This is a genomic window from Acidobacteriota bacterium (genome assembly GCA_016716715.1).
In the GTDB taxonomy this organism is placed as follows: domain Bacteria; phylum Acidobacteriota; class Thermoanaerobaculia; order UBA5066; family UBA5066; genus Fen-183.
In genome coordinates, this window is the sequence record JADJVE010000007.1 from 183,366 (window position 1) to 203,539 (window position 20,174).

Sequence of the window (20,174 nt, forward strand, 5' to 3'; positions counted from 1 at the left end):
GCGGATGTTAGCAGGCGGGAAATCGGTCAGGGACGGTAGATCAGGAACCGCGTGAGGCCGTAGCGGCGGCGGTCGGACGGCGAAACGCCGCCTGGAGAGAGTTCGGAATCGTCGCCGCGTTCGTGGAACAGCCACCCGCCGACCACGACGACCGAGAGAAGGAGTTGAAGATCGGATTCGGAAGAGATTTCTTTGAAAGGGGGATCGTGGAAGACCACGTCGAACGAGGCACGTCCGGGCGCAAATCTTCCTGCGGACATCACCTCGAGCCGCGACGTGGCCGTTGCGCCGAGACGCTCCACGTTCCCCCTCAAGACCTCCGCGACCTTCCGATCCGCTTCGACGAACGTCGCGTGCGCCGCGCCCCGCGAGAGGGCCTCGAGCCCGTACGCCCCTGAGCCGGCGCACGCGTCGAGGACGCGCGCACCGCGGATCGCGTCCCCGAGGATGTCGAACGCCGCCTTGCGTGCGACCTCCGTCGTCGGCCGGATCCCATCCGGCACCTCGAGCTTCCGCCCGCGCCACTCCCCTGCCGTGATGCGGACCACCTAGTGCCGCCTTGCGGGGGGAACCGGCGTCGGGGCCGGCCCCACCTTCTCGGGATTCTCGAAAAGCCGCGCAATGTCCCCCCGGTAGAGGAAGAGGCGCATCTTGTGGCTGCCGTCGCCCCCCGTAACGGCCATCTCCTCGAGCTCGAAGTCGTGGTCGAGCACGTCGTCGTGGACGATGCGGTACCAGACGCCGTCGGACCGCTTCTTCAGGAGAGACCCGGCCTTGAGGCCCTTCGTGTCCCAGTTGATCTCGGACGGGTCCTCCTTCTCGAAGCGCGCTCGCAGGTCCTCGATGGCGCCCCGCGCATGCCCGACGGCGAGCGGGAGGGTCGAGAGCTCGTCGAATGGGTATGCCCGGATCTTCCCCGGCCCGTCCGCGATCTCCAGCCGCATGCGTCGGGCGGCCGAGTCGCCCAGCACCATGCGGGCCGGATCCTCGACGTCGCGCCGCTCCACGACGAGCGCGTCCTGGCAGACCCGCTTGATGACCTCGAGCTCCTGCTGCGAGACGGTTCGACGCTCCATCGTGTCGACTCCGCGGAAGCTCAGGATCTTCACGAGCGTGCCGTCGTCGAAGAGCGCCGTGCGCTCGCGGCCGACGCCCTGCCACGACTCGAGCGCGATGACGAGGCGGGGATTCCGGATCTCCGGAGTCCGCGTGGGCGTGACCGTGGCGGTCGGCGTCGGCGTGAGCGTCGGGAACGGCGCTTCGCCCGGCGCAAACGCGAGCGCGGCCGCGAGGACGAAGAAAACGCTCACGAGGGGACCCCGGCCGCGCGCCGGAGCGCGCGCGAGAAGTTGAGACGCGCGGCGGCGGCGGCGCGCTCGGGCCCCGGCAGGGGCTCGAGGAGCCGGCGCCAGATTTCCTCTTGCTTCGGACGCGCATCCGCCGCAAGGGGCTCGTCGAGCGATCTCGAAGCATCGGAACCGATGGTTGAAGATTTCTTAGAAGGTGAATGGGAGCCCGCCCAGCCTGGAAGCACATCGCCGAAGAGTTCGAGCTCCGCCGCGAGCCCAACCGCCTGGCCCCAATTACCTTCTAAGAAAATCTCTTCGATCCCTCTTCTCATTCGGTCGCCCGAAAGGCGACCGAATGCATCTCCCTTTCGTGCCGCTTTCAGAGCCTTTCCGAACTCCGCGTCCCAGGCGAAGCCAAGCCGCACCGCGTACTTCACCGCGCGGTACGCGCGCGTGGGGTCGTCGACGAGGGACTTCGCGTGCAGGAGCCGCAGGGTCTTCGCCGCGAGGTCGCGCTTGCCGCCGAAGGGGTCGAGGGTCGCGCCGACGAGGCCGCGCTTCCCGATGCGCCGCGCCATCGCGTGGATCGTGAAGTCCCGTCGCCCGAGGTCGTCGTCGATCGTGGCCGTGCCCGTCACGACGGGCAGGCTCGCGGGCGCGGGGTATTCCTCGCGCCGCGTCGCCGCGAGGTCGACGCGCAGGCCGCCGGGCGCTTCGAGCGTCGCCGTTCCGAATCGCTCGTGCCGCGCCTTGAGCGTCCAGCCCGGGAGCGCCGCGAGGCGGGAGGCGAGCTCCAGCGCGCTCGCGGCCCCCGCCTCCACGGCGAGGTCGACGTCTTTCGTCGGGCGCCCGAGCAGCAGGTCGCGCAGCGCGCCTCCAACGAGCCAGAGTCCCATCTCGCGGCGCTCCGCCGCCTCGCCGATCCGGGCGAGAAACGGCCGGAGGTCTTCCGCGTCCGGCGTCATGCCGACGGCGCGTAGCCGTACCGGACGGATCCCGGGCCGAGGAGCGTCTCCATCGACGTCGTGAACTCCGGCGTGGGCCGAATCCAGTACTCCGACGACAGCTTGAGCGGGGCCGCGAACTGGCCCGAGCGGCGCATCTCGAGAAAGACCGGCGTCGAGCCCGGGAACCTTCTGAGAATCTCTCCGAGCGACTTCTCGTCGAACGTGTCGAAGTTCGATGGGGCGATCACGACGTGCCGCGCGCCCTGCTCCTTCATCCCCTCGAGCGGCTGGATCTCCCGCGCGATCACCTCGATCGGCATCGACGACGTCTCGCCCTCGTGCTCGCCGGAAGCGGTGCCGCCGCCGATCTGCATCGAGGATCGGACGGTCCCGGTCACGAGAATGGCCTTGCCGGGCACGAACCAGCCGTTGATGCGCTCCAGCAGGCTCGCGAAGACCGTGACGGGCACGGTGCCCGTGAGATCCTCGACGACCGCCTTCGCCATCATCTTCCCCTCGTTCTGGCCCTTCTTGATCTGGTTCTTCTTGATCGAGGACACGAGGCCGACGAGCTTGACCGGCGCGTCGAGCCGTTCGTGGAGCGTCTCGCATGTCGCGTCGCCGAACATGCGGATCTCGTCCTCGAACCGCGTCAGCGGATGGCCCGTGATGTAGAACCCGAGCGTCTCCTTCTCGAAGCGGATCTTCTCGTCCGCGCTCATCTCGGGCTTGTCCGGGAAGCGGTCTTCCACCTGCGCGTCCTTCGGGACGTCGAAGAGGAGGCTCTGGTTCGACGTCGCGGCCTCGCGGGCGGCCGCGGCCACGTCGACCGCCATGTCGAGGCCGTCGAGAAGGGCCGCGCGGGTCTTGCCGAGCGTGTCGAAGCACCCGGACTTCACGAGCGCCTCGATGACGCGCCGGTTGTTGAGCCGCAGGTCGACGCGCGAGCAGAAGTCCGTGAGCGACCGGAACGGCCCCTCGCCCCGGCGCGCGTCGAGAACGGAGTTGACCGAGCCGTCGCCGACGCCCTTGACGGCGCCGAGGCCGAATCGGATGGAATCGCCGTCGGGCGTGAAGGACAGCTCCGACTTGTTGACGTCCGGCGGGAGGACCGCGATCTTCATCTCGCGGCACGTGTTGACGTACTTCACGACGTCGTCCGAGCTCCCCGACGAGGCCGTCAGCGTCGCCGCGAGGAACTCCACGGGGTGGTGGACCTTCATCCAGGCCGTGCGGTAGGCGAGGAGCGCGTAGACGACCGAGTGCGACTTGTTGAAGCCGTAACGCCCGAACGGCAGGATGAGCGCCCACAGCTCCTCGGCCTTTTTCTTCGGCGTCCCGGCGGCCGCCGCCTTCTTCATGAACTTGTCGCCCTCGGCCTTGAGGAGCGCGTCGTCCTTCTTGCCGATGGCCTTGCGGAGCTTGTCGGCCTCGCCGGGCGAATAGCCCGCCACGGCGCGGGCCGCGAGCATGACCTGCTCCTGGTAGACGAGGATGCCGTACGTTTCCTTCAGGATCGGCTCGAGCTGCGGGAGCGGGTACTCGAACTTCTTGCCGCGCCGGCGCTCGATGTAGATCTCGACCGTGCCCGCGTCGAGGGCGCCCGGCCGGTAGAGGGCGTTCAAGGCGGCAAGGTCCTCGAAGACGTCGGGCCTCACGCGGCGGAGGAGGTCGCGCATGCCCGACGACTCGAACTGGAAGATGCCGTCCGTCCTTCCGTCCGCAAACAGCCTGTAGACCTCCGGGTCGTCCAGGGGGATCGTCGAGAGGTCCGGCCTGACGCCCGTCTTTCGCTCGACGAACGCGAGCGCGTCGTCGAGGATCGTGAGCGTGATGAGCCCGAGAAAGTCCATCTTCAGGAGGCCCATCCGGTCGACGGACTTCATCTCGAACTGGGTCGTGATCTCGTCGTTGCTGTTGCGGTAGAGCGGCAGGTACTCGACGAGAGGCCTCGGCGCGATCAGGACGCCGGCGGCGTGGACGCCCGCGTGCCTCGAGACACCCTCGAGGCGCTCCCCGAGGTCGAAGAGGCGCCGGTACGTCTCGTTGTCGCGCAGCGCGTCCGCGAGCTCCTTCACGTCCCGGCGGGCCTCGGCGAGCATCGTCGGCTTGCCCGGGTTCGCCGGGATGAGGGAGCAGAGGCGGTTCACCTCGGCGAGCGGGACGTCGAGGACGCGGCCCACGTCGCGGATGACCGCGCGGGCCTTCATCGAGTTGAACGTGATGATCTGCCCCACGTTCTCGCGCCCGTACTTGCGGCGCACGTACTCGATGACCTCGCCGCGGCGGCGCTCGCAGAGGTCGACGTCGATGTCGGGCATCGAGATGCGGTCGGGGTTCAGGAACCGCTCGAAGAGGAGGTCGTACCGAAGCGGGTCGACGTCCGTGATCCCGAGCGCCCACGCAACGAGCGAGCCGGCCGCCGAGCCGCGGCCCGGACCGACGGGAATTCCCTCGTCCTTGGCGTACTTGATGAAGTCCCAGACGATGAGGAAATAGCTCGACAGCCCCATCTTCAGGATGACGGAGAGCTCCCACGTGAGGCGTTCGTCGTATTCGGCGCGCGTCTTCGGCGGCTTCGACCCCGCCGGATAGGGCGCCGGATGCGCGAGGCGCTTCTCGAGGCCCTCCTTGGCGAGAGATCCTCGAGGTACTCGTCCGGGTTCCGGTCGGGCACGGGGACCGGGTACGTCGGGATCTTCAGGCCCGTGTCGATGATGACGCTCGGCGTGATCCGGTCCGCGATCGCGGCCGTGTTCTTCACGGCCTCCAGCGTGTAGGGGCGGAAGACGTCGCTCATCTCCTCGGGGTTCTTCACGTAGAACTCCGAGTTGTAGAACTTCATCCGCTTGGTGTCCGTGAGCGTCTTGCCCGTGCCGATGCAGAGGAGGACGTCCTGCGCCGCCGCGTCGTCGCGCGTCAGGTAGTGAGAGTCGTTCGTCGCGACGGGCGGGATGCCCGTCTCCTGCGAGAGGCGCAGCAGGTCGGGCAGGATCTGCCGTTGCTCGGGCAGGCCGTGATCCATGATCTCGATGAAATACCGGTCCTTGCCGAAGAGGGCCTGGTACTTCAGCGCGACCTTCTTCGCCCCCTCGTAGTCGCCGGCGCGGAGGCGCTTCGGCACCTCGCCGTTCAGGCACCCGGAGAGCGCGATGATGCCGTCGTGGTGCTTCTCGAGAAGCTCCCAGTCCATCCGGGGCTTGTAGTAGAAGCCCGTCAGGAACGCCTCCGAGACGAGCCGCGCGAGGTTCTTGTAGCCCTCGGGCGTCTCGACGAGGAGCGTCAGGTGGTAGTTGTTCCCCTCGCCGTCGAACGTCTTGACGTTCTCGCGGTCGAAGCGCGAGCCGGGCGCGATGTAGGCCTCCACGCCGACGATCGGCTTGATTCCCGCTTCGAGCGCCGTCGTCTGCAGGTCGTACGCCCCGAACATGTTCCCGTGGTCCGTCACGGCCACGGCATCCATCCCGGCCGCCTTCACGTTGCGGATGAGGTCCTTGACGCGGTTGGCGCCGTCCAGGAGCGAGTACTGCGTGTGCAGGTGGAGGTGAACGAAGTCGCCGGACATCCGGGCCGGATTGTAGACTCGCCCCCACCAGGCCATGGCGCTGACTCCCGGAACGAAACTCGGACCCTACGAGGTGGTCGCTCCGCTCGGCGCGGGCGGGATGGGCGAGGTCTGGCGCGCCCACGACTCGCGCCTTTCCCGCGACGTGGCCCTGAAGGTCCTTCCCGATTCCGTCGCACAGGACGCCACGTTCCTCGCGCGCTTCCAGGCCGAGGCGCGGGCGGCGTCCGCTCTCAATCACCCGAACATCGTCGTCGTCTACGACGTCGGGCAGCAGGACGGCCGCGCCTTCATGTCGATGGAGCTGCTCGAGGGCAAGTCCCTCCGGGCCGTCCTCGACGGCGGCGCTCCCCCGCTCCGCAAGGCGCTCCAGATCGCCGCCCAGATCGCCGACGGCCTCGCGGCCGCGCACGCGAAGGGCATCGTCCACCGCGACCTCAAGCCGGAGAACGTCGTCGTCACGAAGGACGGCGTCGCCAAGGTGCTGGATTTCGGCCTCGCCAAGACGTCGCCTCTCGCGGCCTCTACGGACGACGAGACCGTGTCGGCTGCCGCGCCAGCCACCACTCCCGGCACGCTCCTCGGCACGGTCGGCTACATGTCGCCCGAACAGGCCTCCGGGCACCCCGTGGACTTCCGGTCCGATCAGTTCTCGCTCGGCACGATCCTGCACGAGCTCCTCACCGGAAAGCGAACGTGGAAGAGGGCCACGCCCGCCGAGACGCTCACGGCCATCCTGCGCGCCGACCCGCCGCCGCTCGCGGACGCACCGGTGCCCGCACCCGTCCGCTGGATCGTCGAGCGGTGTCTCGCCAAGGACCCCGAGGAGCGCTACGGCTCCACGCGGGATCTCGCCCGCGACGTCCGTTACGCCGCCGACCATCTCTCCGAGGTGTCGTCGATGGCCAGCGGCGCTCCCTCGGGTAGACGACGCGCGTTCGCTTCCTCGGGCGCCCTGCTTCTCGGGGCCGGGCTCCTCCTCGGCGCTCTCGCGGCTGTGCTCATGCGCCCGCGCGCAGCCGTGCGTTCGGGAGCGCCGCCCACGCTCCGCTATCTGACGTATTCCGGCCGGGAGAGCGCCCCCGCGGTTTCGCCCGATGGCCGGCTCCTCGCGTTCGTGTCCGAGCGGTCGCGTGTCTCGCGCATCTGGATCAAGCAGCTGAGCGACGGCACCGAAGCGGCCCTCACGCCCGGTCCCGACCGGTCGCCGCGTTTTTCGCCGGACGGGGCCTCGATCCTCTACACGCATCGCGAAGGAGGGGTCGAATCGCTGTTTCGCGTTCCCGTCGTCGGCGGCGAGCCACGCAAGATCGTGAACGACGCCCGCGACGGTGACTATTCACCCGATGGTGCGCGAATCGCGTTCATCCGCCCCGTTCCGTTACCCGACAATCGGGAGGAGTACGACCTCATCGTCGCCCTCGCGAACGGTACGGAGGGAAAGGCCGTCCATCGGACCGAGGGCGCACTCGTTCTCGCTTCGCCTCGCTGGTCGCCCGATGGCCGCACGATTTCGTTCCCCTACAGCCCGAACGGTCCGCTCGGAGGGTACCCGTGGACGATCGCCCTCGTGGCGACCGATGGAACCGGCGTGCGGATCGTGACTCCGCCGGGGTCGACGGGGCTTCTCTCGCCCGTGGTCTTCGCGGACTCCCGACACGTCATCTTTACGCGGACCGACGCCGGATTTCTCGCGACGACCGGCAGGATCGTCCAGCAGGACCTGGCGGGCGCCGAGACCCGCGTTCTCCTCGGAGGCCTCGCCTTCGGCAACGGCTTCGATGTCGTCGGAAAGGGATCTCTCGTCTACCAGGCGGTCACGAATCGCGCGAACCTTCGCGAGATCCAGCTCCCGGGCGACCTCTACCGGGCCGTTTCACCGGAAAGCGTCTGGCTGACGCGCGGCAACGGCGTCGACCGCCAGCCCTTCTACTCGCCGGATGGCAAGCGGATCGTTTTCACGTCCAACCGGGACGGCAACATGAACATCTGGGAGCTCGAGCGTGCAACCGGTGCGACGCGCCGGCTCACGGACGATCCGAACCAGGACTGGGACCCGGCCCTGTCGCCGGACGGGTCGACGCTCGTGTGGAGCAGCGACCGGACCGGGAAATACGAGATCTGGGCCGCGAACCGCGACGGGACGAGCCCGCGCCAGGTGACACACGACGGCGACGACGCCGAGAATCCGTCCGTTCTCCTCGACGGGAAGTGGGTCGTCTACAGCCAGCACGGCAGCAGAAAGGACGAGCGTGGCGCGTCACACGAAGGGCTCCGCCGCGTCCCGCTCGCAGGCGGACCCTCCGAGCTCCTCGTGCAGGCGACCCTGCGTGCCCCGGCCCTCTCGCCGGACGGGCGCTGGATCGCCGTATTTCGATTCCCGGCGAAGACCCTCTCGTTCATCGACCTCAACGGCCGCGCGTTCCTCCCGAAGACGATCGAGAGCGGGCTCGACCCGGTGGTCGGGATGGGCGACGCACGGCTGCGCTGGCTGCCGGACGGGAAGGCGGTTGTCTTCACCAACCGCGACGACCAGGGCCGCTCGGGCCTCTACATCGAGACCTGGGACCCGGCCGGGACACGGCGCCGACCCGCCGCCGCCTCTACGGCTTCGACCCCGACTACTTCATCGACACGCTCGCCGTGTCGCCCGATGGCCGCTCGCTCGTCATGTCCGCGACGGAGCGGCCTACGGATCTCGTGATCGCCGAGGGCATCGAGGGCGTCGACCGCCCTCCCGGTGCGCGCTAGAACTCGACGCGCGCCCCCAAGGTGAACGCCCGCGGCGCCGTCCGGCTCGAGGCCTTCTGCCAGTCCGGGTTTCCCGGGTAAGGGTCGGTCGGCGGGTTGATGAACTGGAACTGGTCCGTGTTCGTGACGATCTGACGGTTCAGGAGGTTCCGCGCCGTTCCGATGAAAACGAGACGGAACCCGCCGATCGTGAACGCCTGCTGGAGGGAGAGCGAGACCTCGTACTCCGTCGGCTGCCGCCCCTCGGAGCCTCTTTCCGACAGGTACACGCGGTAGCCGTTGTAGCCCAGGACGCCGAACCGGCTGATCGGGGCGCCCGAGCGCACGTAGCCCTGGAAGCCTGCCGTGAGCCCGATCGGGAACGTGTAGAAGGCGTCGATCCGGAAGGAATGCGGCCGGTCGAGGAAGAGCTTGCCGTCGGCGTTGACGTAGAGGAGCGGATAGTCGAAATCCGCGTTGACGCCGGGGTCGGACTGGCCGTTGTTCGAGAGGCTCGCCGCGCCGTCGTAGTTCCCCGTGAGGGCCGAGTAGACGTAACTGGCCTGCACGAAATACTTCGCCGGCACCTGCTTGCGCACCATGAGCTCCACGCCGTCGTAACGCCGCGCGGCGGCCGGGAGCCCGTTGTTCCCGTTCGCGACGGGGCTCGCGCACTCCGACTGGGCCGGGTTGCCGGACGTGTCGACCCAGTCGAGGCCCGTGCAGGTGTGGAGGCCGGTGCCCGTCGAGAAAGGACTGTCCGAGCCCGGATTGAAGATCACGCAGTTGTTCCCGTTCGCCTCCGGGTAACCGGTGTCCATGTCGCACCGGTCCTCGATCACGTTCTGAAGGTTCCGGTGCGTGTATCGGAGTCCCACCGTGAGCGTACGGTCGAACGCCTTCTCGACGCCAAGCGTGAACTCGTCCTGGTACATCCCCTTGAGACCGGGCGCGATCGGCTCGGAGAACACACCTCCGGAGGCCGATGCGAGGCGCGGCGCGAGCGGGTCCTGCACGATGCTCGTCGGGCTGAAGTTGTAGGTGACCCCGTTCAGGTCGTTCCCGAAGGCCCGGACGTTGATGTCGAGCGGAAGCCTCAAGTACGACCGGCTGAAGGAACCGGAAACGCGCATCGAGCCGTCCTTCAGCGGGTCCCACGCCACGCCGAGCCGCGGCTGCCACTCGTTGTCGAGCACGAAGAGCGTCGTGTTCGACCAGTCGCGCACGTCCTCGCGGTCGTAGCGCAGGCCGGCGCTGACGGTCACGTTCCCGAGGCGCACCTTGTCCTGGAGAAAGACACCCACGCGATTCGTGGGGGTCTCGTTGGTGTTGCCCGACGGGAGGTAGCCCGCCGCCGGGTCGGTCCGGTTCGACGTGTAGAACGTGTGCGTGTAGTACGTCGTCACGCCCGCGGGGCAGCGCAGCGCGCCCTTCGTCGGGCAGAAGACGAGGCCCACCGACTGCCCACCGGAGCGGCTCGCCGTCGAGGTGATGACGTCGCGCTCCACGTCGACGCCGCCCTTGATCTCCCCCAGAGACGTGAAGAACGAGGCGGTCAGCTTCCCGAGATCCCGGTCGCCTGTGTAGTTCCGCGGCCGGGCCACCGATCCGAATCCGCCGTAGCTGACGGTACGGCCCGGGACCTGGGTCGAGTCCTGGACACGGGGCGTGTCCACCTCGCCCGTCAGTTGGTCCCGCTCGGAGTGCCGCGCGAGGCCGAGATCGAGCAGTCCCGTCGCGCCGAGAGCCTGCGAGCCGGCGAAGACGACGTCCGTCGCGCCGTAGCGCCTCGTCCCGCGGCGCGTATTCGGGTCCGGGGACGTGAAGTTCCGCAGTTCGCCCGAATCCGTCCACGGGTCGCCGAACGCGCTCAGCGTGAGCGACGTCCCCGATCCGGGCGAGGCCGAGAGTTTGGCCGAAAAGAGGTTCGCGGTCGTGGAGTACGGGAACGTCTGCCCTGCGTTCGGAATCGCCGGGTCCGCGATGAAAATCCGGTCCGTGACCGCCTGCCGCCGGTTGTAGCCGCCGAAGAACCAGAGCCGGTCCCTGAGAATGGGCCCTCCGAGCGCCGCCCCGAAGTCCTGGACGTCCTGCGGCAGGTCGAAGGTCGTCGCGTCCGTAGCGGGATCGGCCACGGACGCCGCCGTGAGCGACATGAACCCGAAGTTGCCGAAGGCGTCGCCGTGGAACTCGTTGCCGCCCGAACGGGTCACGACGTTGACGACGCCGCCCATCGCGCCCGCGTACTCGGCTTCCGGCGCGCTCGTCTTGACCTGGAGCTGCTCGATGAAGTCGTACGAGAGGATCTTCCCCTGGTTCCCGGCGAGGAGCCCGGTCGTGTTCGCGCCGTCGGTCACGAACTGGTTCTCCAGCGACGTCGCTCCGTAGACGCTCAGCGCGAAACCCCGGCCGGCGAGCGCGTTGTCCGTCTTCGTCCCCGGCGCGAGGAGCAGGGCCTCGGCGTAGTTGGGACCGGTCGGAAGGGTCTTGAGCACGTCGAGCCCGAGATCGAGACCGGAGGAAGCCGACGTGACGTCCACGAGCGGCCGCTCGCCGTTGACCGCGACCTCGGCCGTTGCGGCCTTCAGGAGCCGCAGATCGACGCGCGCCGCCCCGAACGCGACGAGCGTCACCCCGGGCTGGTGCTGGGGTGTGAACCCCTCGAGTGCGACGCGGATCTCGTATTCCCCCGGCGGGAGGGCCGCCAGGCGGAAACCGCCGCGGGCGTCGGTTGCCGTCCCCCGCAGGCCCGGCATCCGTGGGGAGCGCGCCTCGACGCGGGCGCCCGGCAGCGGCAGCCCGCCCCCGTCGGTCACCCGGCCCTCGATGACGCCCGTCGTCGGGCTCTGAGCGCGCGCGGCACACGCGGCGCAGAAGAGCACGGCGGCAGCGAGTCGCGTGGCGATCCTCATGGCGTTCTCCTCGTCATTTCGTGGGGAACTTCGGATGGGTCTTCACTTCGCGGATCTGCGCGGTGTGCCGCTCGGCGTGGGCCGCGAGGAGCGCGATCCACTCGTAGCCGTCCAGCAAGCCCATCTCCGGATGCGGCGCCGCGTGGGCGCGGAGGTCGTCCTTCGTGGTCCGCACGTACTCGATCGTCTTGGCGCGGTTCGCCGCGAAGTCCCTCATGACGTCCGCCGGCGAGGCCCACCGGTCCGATGGCGCGAGAAAGTCCGGCCGCGTCATTCGATGCATCGACCGGTCCGCGATCTCCTTGTAGACGCGGTCTTCCTTGCCCTTCAGCTCCCCTCCCGCCACTTGCGGCGACTGCAGGACGGGTCCGCGCACGAGCTCGAGCGTCTTCACCTCGGCGAGGTCGAGGTGGTCGGCGATCTCGGAGATCGACCACCGGTCCGGGGCCGGCTTGAACCGCCATTGCGAGGGCGTAAGACCGCGGAGCCCGGCGAAGAACGCTTTCTGGCTCGATTGAAGGTGAGCCACCGCGTCCTCGCGCTCGCGAGCCGACAGCTCGGCCCGCGCCCCCGGAGCCGCCACGGCCAGTGCGACCACGAGCCAGACGGATCGGATCATGTTCCCTCCTCTTGCTGGATACGTCGTTGATGAGACTCAATCTAGGAGCGGCACGGCCCAATGTCTTTGTAGAATCCTCAGGAAATACTCATGACCGCCCCGTCCGGACTCCTCCAACTCGGCTCGGCGACGTTCGACCGCGATCGTCGCGTCCTCGTGGTCGCGTCGGGCCCCATCCCGCTCGCACCGAAGGAGTTCGACCTTCTCTCGCTGCTCCTCGCCAATCGGTCGCGGGTCGTCACGAAGGAGGAGATCCAGGACGCGCTCTGGCCCGACACGAACGTTGCCGAGACGAGCCTCTCGACCCTCGTCAACGAGCTCCGAAGCAAACTGGGACAGGCCGGCCGCGACGGTCCGATCCGGACCGTCCACGGCGTGGGCTACGCCCTCGCGGACGACGAGGAGCCTGTCCTGCCGCGGGAAGGTCCCCGCCTCGTGCGCGGACCGGACCACATCCTTCTTAAAGGTTCCGAGACGATTCTCGGCCGCGAGCCCGGTTTCCCGGGGACGGTCGACGACGGCTCGGTCTCGCGCCGCCATGCGCGCTTCTCGTGGGACGGTGCGCAGGCGACGCTCGAGGATCTCGGCAGCAAGAACGGGACGTTCCTGCGGGGAGCGCGGATCTCCGGGCCCGTCGTCCTCGAGGACGGCGACGAGGTCAGGCTCGGGCTCGTCTCGTTCGTCTATCGCGCCCCGCGCGTGCCGGGCGACTCGGAGACGAACACGGTCGCCTGACGGCCCCGCCCTACAATCGCCGGATGGACGAAGCTCGAATCCGGCAGCGCGTGGCCGAGGCCAGGCGGATCGTCGTGAAGGCCGGGACGAACGTCATCATGCGCGACGACGGCGCCGTCGCCCTCGGGCGCCTCTACGGGCTCATCGAATCGGTGGCGACGCTCCGGAAGCAGGGCCGCGACGTCCTCATCGTGTCGTCGGGCGCCGTCGGGCTCGGCGCGCAGCGCCTGCGCCTCGAGAAGAAGCCCGGCTCGCTGGCCCTCAAGCAGGCCTGCGCCGCCATCGGGCAGAGCCGCCTCATGTCCGTCTACGAGGAGGGCTTCGAGAAGATGGGCCTCTCGACGGCCCAGGTCCTCCTCACCGAGGACGATTTCGCGGACAAGGCGCGATTCTCCAACCTTTCAGCCACCCTCGAAAAGCTCTTCGAGCTCGGCGTCGTCCCGATCCTGAACGAGAACGACACCGTTTCGACCGCCGAGCTCGTCACGCCGGACGGCGCCGACGCAAGGCGGGGGTTTTTCGGGGACAACGACCGGCTCTCCGCGCTCGTCATGAGCAAGGTGAAAGCGGACGTCCTCGTGATCCTGTCCGACGTGGACGGCCTCTTTACCGGCAACCCGGCGCACGACCGAGCGGCAAAGCTCATCCCGCTCGTCCGCGAGATGACGGACGAGGTCGCCCGATACGCCGACGGCGCGGGCGCCCGCGGCCGCGGCGGCATGGCTTCCAAGCTCGACGCCGCGCGCATCGCGACGCGCGCCGGCGGCATCGCGGTGATCGCGAACGGCCGCACGCCGGGGATTCTGGATCGGCTTTTCGGAGGGGAACCCATGGGGACCCTCTTCGTGCCTCAGTCTCCTCGCAGGTAGAAATGGCTGAAGAGAGGATCTTCTTAGAAGGTGAAGAGGGGCCGTCCGGGATCGCGCGGCGTGCCCGGCGAGCAGCTCGCAGCCTCGCCGTCGCGTCCTCGGAAAAGAGGGACGAGATCCTTCGAATGGTCGCCGACGGGATCGACGCGGCGCGAGACGCCATCCTCGAAGCGAACCGCCAGGACGTGCTCCAGCTTTCCACCACCTTCAAAGAAATCCCCTCTTCGTATTCTTCCCGCTCCCTCCTCGACCGGCTCCTCCTCGACGAGGCGAAGGTCGCGGCCATGGCAGCCGGTGTCCGCGCCGTCGCCGCCCTCCCCGACCCTTCCGGCCGCGTCCTTTCGCGCACGCTCCTCGACGACGGCCTCGTCCTCGAGAAGGTCTCGTGCCCGCTGGGGGTGCTCCTCGTCATCTTCGAGTCCAGGCCCGACGCCGTGCCGCAGATCGCGTCCCTCGCGCTCAAGTCGGGGAATGCGGCGATCCTCAAGGGCGGCCGCGAGTCCGCCCGGTCGACCGCCGCGATCCTCGACGTCTTCGCGAAGGCGTACGCCGCGCATGCCGTGCCCGACGGCGCGCTTCAGTCCGTCGGCGGCCGGGCCGAGGTGGACGCGCTCCTCGCGCTCGACGACGACATCGACCTCGTGATCCCGCGCGGGGGCTACGACCTCGTGAAGCACGTCAAGGCGGCGACCCGCATTCCGGTCCTCGGGCACTCCGAGGGCGTCTGCCACGTTTACGTGGACCGCGCCGCCAGCGAGGCGATGGCGACGGCGATCGTTCTCGACGCGAAACTTCAGTACCCGGCCGCGTGCAATGCGGCCGAGACGCTCCTCGTCCACCGCGAGGCCGCCGGGAAGCTCCTGGTCCCGCTGCTCTCACGCCTGCGGGAGGCCGGGATCGAGCTGCGCGCCTGTGAGACGACACGCGCGCTCGCGCCCGCCCTTGCCCTCTCCTCCGCTTCCGAGGAAGACTGGAGGGCTGAGTACGGCGCGCCCGTTCTCGCGGTGAAGGTCGTGGAATCTCTCGACGAGGCGATCGAGCACGTGAATCGCTACGGCTCGCACCACACGGAGGCGATCGTGACGGACGATGCCTCGGCTGCCGAGGAGTTCCTCGCGCGCGTGGACGCGGCCGGCGTCTTCCACAACGCTTCCACGCGCTTCGCCGACGGATTCCGGTACGGCTTCGGCGCGGAGGTCGGGGTCTCCACGTCGCGCCTCCACGCCCGCGGCCCGGTCGGCCTCGACGGCCTCGAGACGTACAAGTACGTCCTCCGGGGCAGCGGCCAGGTCGTCAAGACGTACAGCGGGAAGGGCGCGCGGCCCTTCCGGCACGTGAAGCTCTCCTAGAGGCTCACTCCCACTCGATCGTGCCGGGGGGCTTGGACGTGACGTCGTAGACGACGCGGTTCACGCCGCGCACCTCGCCCACGATCCGGCGCGCGACCTTGTCGAGGAGGTCGTGCGGGAGGCGCGCCCAGTCGGCGGTCATGAAGTCCTCGGTCGTGACGGCGCGCAGCGCCAGGACGCTCTCGTACGTCCGGCCGTCGCCCATGACTCCGACCGTCTTCACGGGCAGCAGCACCGCGAACGCCTGGGACGTGCGGTCGTACCAGCCGGACTCGCGCAGCTCCTCGATGAAGATCGCGTCGGCTTCCTGCAGGATGCGTACGCGCTCGGGTGTGATCTCGCCCGGCATGCGCACGGCGAGACCCGGCCCCGGGAACGGGTGCCGGTAGAGCATCTCCTTCGGGATCCCCAGCTCCTCGCCGAGACGGCGGACCTCGTCCTTGAACAGCTCGCGGAGCGGCTCGACCAGTTTGAATCCGAGCTTCTCGGGCAGGCCGCCGACGTTGTGGTGCGTCTTGATGACGGCCGAAGGGCCCTTGATCGACACGGACTCGATGACGTCCGGGTAGAGCGTGCCCTGGGCCAGCCACTCGGCCCCGTCCACGGCCCTCGCGTTCTCGGTGAAGACGTCGATGAAGAGGCCGCCGATGATCCTGCGCTTCTTCTCCGGCTCGACGACGCCCGCGAGTCCGTCGAAGAACCGCTGCGACGCGTCCACGCCGACGACCGGAAGGCCGAGGTGGCGGAACGCCTCGAGGACCTGGCGGCCTTCGTTTTTCCGAAGGAGGCCCGTGTCCACGAAGACGCCGCGGAAGCGCTCCCCCACGGCTTCGCGCAGGAGGACGGCCGCGACGGTCGAGTCCACGCCGCCCGATAGCGCCCCGAGGACGACGCCGCTCCTGATCTCGTCCTTGAGACGCGCGATCGTCGCGTCGCGGAAGCCCGCCATCGTCCAGGACGGCTTCGCGCCGCAGACGTCGTAGAGGAAGTTTTCGAGCATCTGGGCGCCATGCTCGGAGTGGTGGACCTCCGGGTGGCCCTGGATTCCGTAAAGGTTCCGGGCCGCGTCCTCGAATGCCGCGACGGGCGCGTTTCCGGTCGTCGCCGTGACGGAGAAGCCCGCCGGTGCGGACTCGACGTGGTCGCCGTGGCTCATCCAGATCGTCTCGACGGGGCCGAGCCCGCGGAAGAGACGGCCGCCTGACACCTTCACGTGCGCGCGCCCGTACTCGCGGCCCGGCGCGCTGCCGACCTTGCCGCCGTAGCGCTGCGCCAGCCACATCATTCCGTAGCAGAGGCCGAGGACGGGCACCTTCAGGTCGAAGAGACCGGCGTCGCCCTGCGGAGCTTCCTTGTCGTAGACGCTGGAGGGCCCGCCCGACAGGACTATCCCCTTGGGCGCGAGGTTCGCGACTTCCGACGCCTTCGCGTCGAACGGCAGGACGACCGACCGGACCCGCGCCTCGCGGATCCGCCGGGCGATGACCTGTGTGTACTGGGAGCCGAAATCGAGGACGACGACGGTGTCCGTGGCGGCGCTCACGCCGCGGAGTATAGAGGCGCGGCGGGCCGCGTCAGGCCGCGGCGCCGAGCCGCCTCGCCACCGCCCGCGGAAGCGCGGCCAGCCCTGCGGCGACGAGCCCGAGCGCCACCGCCCCGAACGCCGCGATCACGACGAAGAGAGGCGAGACGTTGACGCCTCCCGGCAGCTCGCCGCCGTGCGCGACCCGGTGAAGGAGGACGCCGAACGCGGCCGCAGCGGCGAGGCTGACGGCGACGAATCCCCACCGGCTCTCGGGCAAGGGCCCCGCGGCCGGACGCTTCGCCCTGGCCTTTCCCCACAGCGGCGCCGCGGCCGAGACGCCGGCGTCCGCCACGAAGAGAAGAAGGCCCGTCACGAGGTACGGCGGCACGAAAAAGACAATCGAGGTGAGCACGAAGCGGATCAGCGGCCGCTTGCTCACCCACGCACCGAGCGACTCCGCGAGGAACGGGTACGCGACGAACGCGTCGGCGGCGCCCGGGTGGAAGGCGAGGTACGCGATCAGGACGACGAGGAACGCTCCAGGCAGGACGAGCAGGAAGGCGCGAGCCGTGCGGAACATCAGAAGGCTGCCGCCGCGGCAAGCGGCTGCGTGGCGCCGGCCCAGAACGCGAGAACCTTCCGGACGTACTCGCGGGTCTCGCGGTAGGGCGGGACACCCTTGTGCTCCTCCACGGCGCGCTCCCCCGCGTTGTAGGCCGCGAGAACGAGGTCGGCGCGCGTGTCGCCGTAACGTGCGGCGAGCTCCGCGAGGTAGGCCGTCCCGCCGCGGATGTTCTCCTTCGGGTCGAACGGCCTTCGCACGCCGAGACGGTGCGCCGTCGCCGGCATGAGCTGCATGAGCCCCCGCGCACCCTTGCGCGACACGGCATTCGCGACGCCGTTCGACTCGGCGCGGATGACGGCGGCGATGAAGGCCGGATCGACCTTGTGCTCCTTCGCCGCAGAGAGAATCTGCGTCGAGTATGGGGACGGGGAAGAAAGAGAGGGACTTTCTGAGAAGGCGCGGAGCGAGCGGCCCGCGCCGGCAGCCGGCCCGGCCGCGATGGCGTCCTCCGGCTTGACGGGGGCGGGGCGTTCGTATTCGTCGTCGACGATCCGGTCGACGACGTCCAGCGACACCGTCATCGCTCCGCCGCCGAAGAGCTTCATCGAGAGGCGGTCGCCGTCCCCGTCCTCGCCGCCGGGCACGACGGCATACGACGCGACGCGAACGTGCCTCCCGTCCTCGAAGACGACGAGGGTTCCCAATGCCGGCTGTGCCGCCACAAGGAGCGCGATGACGAATCCCGCCGCACATACCCCTCTTAACCTTCTAAGAAATCTTCTCTTCTCCTCGTGCTCTTCGAACATGACAGGACCGGCTACGCCCGCGGATGCGTCCGGTCGTAGACCTTGCGCACGCGGGAACGGGAAACGTGGGTGTAGATCTCGGTGGTCGCGATGTCGGCGTGGCCGAGCATGAGCTGGACCGCCCGGAGGTCGGCGTCGTGATCCACGAGATGCGTCGCGAACGCGTGGCGAAGGACGTGCGGCGAGACCGCGGCGGCCGCGAGGCCCGCCTTCAGGGCCGCGGCCTTGAGCGCGAGGAAAACGGTCTGGCGGGTCACGGGCCGTCCCTTCGTGCCGGGAAACACCCAGCGGCTGCCCGCGCCTCCCGTGTCGCGACCCTCCGCGAGCCAGCGCTTGACCCAGCGCCCGGCCGAGTCGGCGACGGGCACGATGCGCTCCTTGCTCCCCTTGCCGCGCACGAGGACGAAGCCTTCGTTCAGGCGCAGGCTCTCGATTGGCAGCGCCGAAAGCTCCGAGACACGCAGGCCGCACGCGTAGAGAAGCTCGAACATCGCGCGGTCGCGCAGGCCTTTCGGCGTCGCCACGTCCGGCGCGTCGAGCAGCTTCTGGACCTCGTCCTCGGAGAGGATCTTCGGCAGCATCGCCCAGCGCCGCGCGTTCGTCAGGTCGGCGGTCGGGTCCTCGGGAACGACCTTCTCGGCCGCGAGAAAGCCGTAAAGGCCGCGCAGGGCCGAAGTCTCGCGCGCGAGCGTCCGCGGCGACATCCCCTCGGCGCGGCGGGCCCCGAGGTACGCGACGACGTCGCCCCGGGACACCTTCCCAGGATCGACGGATTTCTCGGCCAGAAAAGCCCCGAATCCCGCCAGATCCCTCCGGTACGCCTCGAGCGTGTTCGCCGCAAGGCCCTTCTCGGCCGAGAGGTAGTCCAGGAACAGCGGCAGGTGCCGTTCGAGGAACACGCCTCCGCGGGCGCCGGCGGAAGGCCTCACGTCAGGATTTTACGGAAGCCGCGGGGCTCGCGTCGCGCGCGCCCCCCGGCTGGCCGGCCTCCGGGAACGAGCCCAGGATGGCGCGGATTTCCGCGTCGGCGAGCACGTGGTTCGCGAGCTTGGCGGCGCGAAGGATGGCAGCGACGCGGTCGGGCTCCGCCTCGAGCCCGCGCTCCTTCAGCCAGGCGACGACGTTGGACTCGCCCGACATCGGGCCCACGTCGATGATCTGCTTGAGCCCGAACATTCCGGCCGGGACCCCGGAGTAGACGCGGTCGGCGAGCCAGTCGTCGCCCTTGGCACGCGCCTTCACGATCGCGGCGGCGTGTCCGCCCGTCCCGGTCCGGAATGCGTCACGCCCGACCACCGGGTAGCCGTCCGGGATGGGGACGTGCACGTAGGCCGCGACCTTCTGGACGTACTCCGCGAGGGCCGAGAGGTCGCGGTCGATCCAGCCGAGGAGGCGCAGGTTCACGAGCATCTGGTCCATCGGCGTGTTACCCACGCGTTCGCCGAGTCCGAGGCCGCACCCGTGCACGCGGTGCGCGCCGGCGCGCAGGGCGGAGAGCGAGTTCGCGACGGCGAGGCCGCGGTCCTGGTGGCCGTGCCAGTCGATCCTCACGGCCGGGTTTTCGCGTGCGACGAACTCCGCCAGGAAGCCGACGAGCGCTCCCGTGCCTTCCGGCGTCGCGTGCCCCACGGTGTCGCAGGCGCAGATCCGCGTCGCGCCGGCCTGGATCGCGGTGCCGTAGAGCGCGACGAGGTCCTCGGGCCTGGCTCGCGTCGTGTCTTCGGTGACGTACGTGACGAGGAGCCCTTCGGCGACGCCCAGCGTCACGGCGTCGCGGGTGAGCTTCATCATCTGCGAGAGGTCCCAGTCCTCGACGTACTGCCGGATGGGCGACGATCCGATGAACGTCGTCATCTCCAGGGTGCGGCCCACGCGCTGGGCGATCTCGACGACGGGCTCGATGTCTGCCCTGAGCGTCCGCGCCGCGAAGCCGGGCTGCAGGGAGAGCCGCGCCTCCGTCACCAGGCGCGCGAGAGCCTCACTCTCGGCGCGCGCCGTGGGGCCCGCGGCCGGGATGCCGAGGACCGCGGTGTCCACCCCGAGGCGCTCCATGAGGCACACGAGCTCGAAGCGCTGGTCCACGGTCGGGGCCACGGCGGACGGCGACTGAAGGCCGTCCCGGAGCGTCTCGTCGACGAGCTCGACCGGAAGATGCCGGGGCCGGCCCTCGCCGGCCGCCCGGTTCCAGTCGTAAACGAGTCGGCTGCGGTCCATCGGGCCTTTCGGGACCGGGTGGTTGTTCCCCCGGCGGGTCCACCCGGCT

Annotated in this window: 15 protein-coding genes; 4 read left to right on the top strand and 11 right to left on the bottom strand. The window is 69.3% G+C overall.

Annotated elements, in window-relative coordinates; translation table 11 throughout:
* Positions 1-26 precede the first annotated feature (26 nt).
* Genes rsmD through dnaE form a run of 4 tightly spaced genes read right to left on the bottom strand, consistent with a single transcriptional unit; the run spans position 27 to position 5,376 of the window.
* A complete protein-coding gene (gene rsmD, locus IPL89_13060) occupies positions 27-548 on the bottom strand; it encodes a 16S rRNA (guanine(966)-N(2))-methyltransferase RsmD (GenBank protein MBK9064105.1) in 522 nt (173 codons plus the stop codon).
* Complete coding sequence (locus IPL89_13065) at positions 549-1,310, bottom strand: hypothetical protein (protein MBK9064106.1); 762 nt, start codon at positions 1,308-1,310, stop codon at positions 549-551.
* Positions 1,307-2,254: a CCA tRNA nucleotidyltransferase gene (locus tag IPL89_13070; GenBank protein ID MBK9064107.1), complete on the bottom strand. Its 948-nt coding sequence runs from the start codon at positions 2,252-2,254 to the stop codon at positions 1,307-1,309. Before IPL89_13070 ends, IPL89_13065 begins: the two co-directional genes overlap by 4 nt.
* Complete coding sequence (gene dnaE / locus IPL89_13075) at positions 2,251-5,376, bottom strand: DNA polymerase III subunit alpha (GenBank protein MBK9064108.1); 3,126 nt, start codon at positions 5,374-5,376, stop codon at positions 2,251-2,253. The genes IPL89_13070 and dnaE overlap by 4 nt, the downstream gene beginning before the upstream one ends.
* Before the next feature lie 459 nt (positions 5,377-5,835).
* On the opposite strand from dnaE, the gene IPL89_13080 reads away from it, so the two are divergent.
* Positions 5,836-8,505 (top strand): PD40 domain-containing protein, encoded by a 2,670-nt coding sequence (locus tag IPL89_13080; protein MBK9064109.1) that lies wholly within the window; start codon positions 5,836-5,838, stop codon positions 8,503-8,505.
* A gap of 43 nt (positions 8,506-8,548) precedes the next feature.
* On the opposite strand, the gene IPL89_13085 is transcribed toward IPL89_13080, so the two are convergent.
* On the bottom strand, positions 8,549-11,443 hold the full coding sequence (locus IPL89_13085) for a TonB-dependent receptor (protein MBK9064110.1): 2,895 nt from the start codon (positions 11,441-11,443) through the stop codon (positions 8,549-8,551).
* Between the two features lie 13 nt (positions 11,444-11,456).
* Complete coding sequence (locus tag IPL89_13090) at positions 11,457-12,062, bottom strand: DinB family protein (protein ID MBK9064111.1); 606 nt, start codon at positions 12,060-12,062, stop codon at positions 11,457-11,459.
* Positions 12,063-12,152: 90 nt separating this feature from the next.
* Here IPL89_13090 and IPL89_13095 point away from each other — a divergent pair, with 90 nt between their 5' ends.
* The 3 genes from IPL89_13095 to IPL89_13105 are packed head-to-tail and all read left to right on the top strand — an operon-like array spanning position 12,153 to position 15,015.
* Entirely contained in the window at positions 12,153-12,797 is a 645-nt protein-coding gene (locus IPL89_13095; protein MBK9064112.1) for a winged helix-turn-helix domain-containing protein, read from the top strand.
* 23 nt (positions 12,798-12,820) lie between these two features.
* The gene (proB, locus tag IPL89_13100) at positions 12,821-13,666 is read left to right on the top strand and encodes a glutamate 5-kinase (protein ID MBK9064113.1); all 846 of its coding nucleotides are present in this window, start codon (positions 12,821-12,823) and stop codon (positions 13,664-13,666) included.
* Between the two features lie 2 nt (positions 13,667-13,668).
* Positions 13,669-15,015 carry a glutamate-5-semialdehyde dehydrogenase gene (locus tag IPL89_13105; protein ID MBK9064114.1) on the top strand — a complete coding sequence of 449 codons (1,347 nt, stop codon included), beginning with the start codon at positions 13,669-13,671 and terminating at the stop codon, positions 15,013-15,015.
* Positions 15,016-15,019: 4 nt separating this feature from the next.
* Here IPL89_13105 and guaA read toward each other — a convergent pair whose 3' ends face one another.
* The 5 genes from guaA to IPL89_13130 form a co-directional block, all read right to left on the bottom strand.
* Positions 15,020-16,558: a glutamine-hydrolyzing GMP synthase gene (gene guaA, locus IPL89_13110; GenBank protein MBK9064115.1), complete on the bottom strand. Its 1,539-nt coding sequence runs from the start codon at positions 16,556-16,558 to the stop codon at positions 15,020-15,022.
* 31 nt (positions 16,559-16,589) lie between these two features.
* Complete coding sequence (locus IPL89_13115; protein ID MBK9064116.1) at positions 16,590-17,120, bottom strand: hypothetical protein; 531 nt, start codon at positions 17,118-17,120, stop codon at positions 16,590-16,592.
* A complete protein-coding gene (locus tag IPL89_13120) occupies positions 17,120-17,686 on the bottom strand; it encodes a lytic transglycosylase domain-containing protein (protein ID MBK9064117.1) in 567 nt (188 codons plus the stop codon). Before IPL89_13120 ends, IPL89_13115 begins: the two co-directional genes overlap by 1 nt.
* A 236-nt stretch (positions 17,687-17,922) precedes the next feature.
* The gene (xerD, locus tag IPL89_13125) at positions 17,923-18,840 is read right to left on the bottom strand and encodes a site-specific tyrosine recombinase XerD (protein ID MBK9064118.1); all 918 of its coding nucleotides are present in this window, start codon (positions 18,838-18,840) and stop codon (positions 17,923-17,925) included.
* Between the two features lies 1 nt (position 18,841).
* Positions 18,842-20,125 (bottom strand): 2-isopropylmalate synthase, encoded by a 1,284-nt coding sequence (locus IPL89_13130; GenBank protein ID MBK9064119.1) that lies wholly within the window; start codon positions 20,123-20,125, stop codon positions 18,842-18,844.
* Between the last annotated feature and the right edge of the window lie 49 nt (positions 20,126-20,174).